A 2,689-nucleotide genomic window follows, 5' to 3' on the forward strand; every position below is an offset into this window, starting at 1 on the left:
CAGTGGCTGGACGTAACCGGCGGACGCCGGGCGATGGAGGCCACCGAGACGGTGGCCTGGGCGGGCGCTGCGGCGCTGTCGCCGGACGTGGAGCAGCCGCAGGCGGCAGCGTTCGGGTTGAAGAAGGTCAGGCCGCTCTGGGTCGGCGTGTCGGCGAAGTCCACCGTCACCCCGTCCAGCATCAGCCGGCTCTCGGCCGGCAGGAAGACCTTCACGCCGTTGACCAGCAACTCGCTGTCGCCCTGCTGCGCGGCAGGCACCACGGTGAACTCGCTGTTGTAGCCCGAGCAGCCGCCAGGCGACACGCTCAGGCGAAAGCCGCCCGAAGGGTGCTCCGAAAAACGCACCATGCGCTTGATGAATTTTTCGGCGGCGGGGGTGACGGTGACGTTCGGTTGGATCATGAGGTCTCCTTTGAAATCGGGTCAAGCTGCTTTGATGCAGTTGTCGACAGGGCAGACGGCAACGCATTGCGGCGAGTCGAACTGGCCTTCGCACTCGGTGCATTTGTTGGGGTCGATGATGAAAGTGCCGCCCTTTTCGCGGATGGCGACGTTGGGGCATTCGGGCTCGCAGGCGGAGCAGCCGGTGCACATGGAGGCGATGATCTTCAAGGCCATGGAAAGAACTCCTTCGGGCGGGGGCTGGAGGGATGGAAATGCTGCTCAGGCAGCCTGTTCGGTGGCGCTGGAGAAGGCGCCCTGGCGGATCTGCGCGTCGCCTCGCGCCTGGTGCTTGACCTGGCCGGTGGCCACGCGGCTGCGGTAGTCCGCGAACCAGGACAGCGCGGCCTTCTCGATGAACTCGTGGGCATAGGCGTCCACCGGCTCGATGCCGGCGGCACTCAGCTCATCTTTCGGGCAGGCGCCGATCTTGGACACCAGCACCGCGTGGCAGTCGTTGATGGCATTGACGACCGAGGGCAGCGCCTCGTCTTCGCCGTAGCCGCCCTGGCAGTACAGGTCCACCCGGCGGTGGCCCACGAACAGCGCCTGGCTCTTGCTCACCTGGAAGATCTGGAACTCGGTGGCGTGGCCGAAATGCTGGTTGACCTTGCCATGGCCTTCGGTGGCCACGGCCACCAGCACGGTCATGTCCGGGTCCACGCCATCGTCCACGCCGGCGGCTTCCAGCGCGGCCACCTTGGCCGCGTGCTGGGCCTGGCGCTCCACTTCCACGGCGTCCTGGTAGCGCTTGCGCTTGTCCAGGTCGTAGACGACTTCCATCTCGTCGATCTTGTCCAGCGTGAATTCGGCGCTGCGGTCCTCGCCCAGCAGGCCGACCGCGTCAGCCCGGCACTGGCGGCAATGCCGCATCAGGTTCGCGCCCCCCATGCAGGCGTCCTGCACGGCCTTGAGCTCCTGCGCCGATGGGCCGCGCTGGCCGGTCAGGCCGAACACCGTGCCGTGCTCGGGCTCGCTGATCAGCGGCATGATGTTGTGCAGGAAGGCGCCGCGCTTCTTGACCTCGCGGTTGACCTCGATGAGGTGCTCGTCGTTGATGCCGGGGATCAGCACCGAGTTGATCTTGGTGAGCACACCGCGCTCGGTGAGCATCTCCAGCCCCTTCATCTGCTGCTGGTGCAGGATGGTCGCGGCCTCGATGCCGGTCACGCGCTTGTGGTCCCAGAAGATCCACGGGTAGATCTTCTCGCCCACCGCCGGGTCCACCATGTTGATGGTGATGGTGACGTGGTCGATGTTGTACTTGCAGATCTCGTCGGCCATCTCGGGCAGCGCCAGGCCGTTGGTGGACAGGCACAGTTTGATGTCCGGCGCCTGCTCCTGCAGCATGCGGAAGGTCTCGAAGGTCTTCTTCGGGTTGGCCAGCGCATCCCCGGGGCCGGCAATGCCCAGCACCGTCATCTGCGGGATCTCGCTGGCCACCGCGACCACCTTCTTCACCGCCTGCTCCGGCGTGAGCTTCTGGCTGACCACGCCCGGCCGCGACTCGTTGCTGCAGTCGTACTTGCGATTGCAGTAGTTGCACTGGATGTTGCAGGCCGGCGCCACGGCCACGTGCATGCGGGCATAGTGGTGATGCGCCTCTTCCGAGTAGCAGGGGTGGTTCTTGACCTTGTTCCAGATCTCCTCGGGCATGTCGCCGGGGCCTCCCGAAGAACCGCAGCTGGCCTTGCCGTCGCCGCCCGTCGTGCCGCAACCGCCGGACGCGGCGGTCTCCAGGATCTGGCTGACGGCCTGGCGGGATTTGCCAAGTTGAGAAGCATCTACATAGGCGGTGTTGGTTGACATCGGCAGGCCTCTTGAATCGGGGGTGGATGGCCCTCTATTGCGAGACGCGTGCCAGCGCGATTTCCTTTGGAATCAATCACTTGCGTGTGTCGCATGGTGTGGGGATGCCGACAAACCGGACACGTCGTGGAGCGACACACCGGCCTCGTCCGCGAGCGCTTCCCGGCAGCGCGCCACGGCATGGGGACGGCATGGCAATTGCAGCCGGCACGCCCTACCGCTTCATTCCTTCAGGAGACCGTCATGCAGATTGGTGTGGACACCCAGCGCGCCGTGGAGACCAAGCGCGCCTTCATCATCGACAGCGATGACATCAGCGCCATGGGCCTGCAATTCATGCTGGCCGACGAGCTGGAGGTCAATGTCGTGGCCAGCAGCGCCGAGGCGATTGCGCGCGCCGCGGGCGCGCCGCTGGACGTGATCCTGCTGGGCGCCAG

Annotated in this window: 3 protein-coding genes and 1 pseudogene; 1 reads left to right on the forward strand and 3 read right to left on the reverse strand. The window is 65.7% G+C overall.

The window, feature by feature from the left end:
• The 3 genes from FKP22_RS26575 to nifB all read right to left on the reverse strand — a co-directional run.
• Window positions 1–404, reverse strand: a 404-nt coding sequence (locus FKP22_RS26575) for a HesB/IscA family protein (protein ID WP_211361600.1), incomplete at its 3' end; no start/stop codon positions are given.
• Window positions 405–425: 21 nt separating this feature from the next.
• Complete coding sequence (locus FKP22_RS26580) at window positions 426–620, reverse strand: 4Fe-4S binding protein (RefSeq protein ID WP_141290929.1); 195 nt, start codon at window positions 618–620, stop codon at window positions 426–428.
• Between the two features lie 45 nt (window positions 621–665).
• Complete coding sequence (nifB, locus tag FKP22_RS26585) at window positions 666–2,252, reverse strand: nitrogenase cofactor biosynthesis protein NifB (protein ID WP_141290931.1); 1,587 nt, start codon at window positions 2,250–2,252, stop codon at window positions 666–668.
• 243 nt (window positions 2,253–2,495) lie between these two features.
• Between nifB and FKP22_RS26590 the strand changes: the two are divergent.
• Window positions 2,496–2,689 (forward strand): annotated as a pseudogene (locus FKP22_RS26590) (hypothetical protein); the annotation flags it as partial.

The organism is Ideonella azotifigens (genome assembly GCF_006519715.1).
GTDB classification, from domain to species: Bacteria; Pseudomonadota; Gammaproteobacteria; order Burkholderiales; family Burkholderiaceae_C; genus Ideonella; species Ideonella azotifigens.

Bases quoted from the DNA above. Each gene is read 5' to 3' on its own strand.
- FKP22_RS26580 (WP_141290929.1), bottom strand. From the start codon at position 620: ATGGCCTTGAAGATCATCGCCTCCATGTGCACCGGCTGCTCCGCCTGC.
- nifB (WP_141290931.1), bottom strand. From the start codon at position 2,252: ATGTCAACCAACACCGCCTATGTAGATGCTTCTCAACTTGGCAAATCC.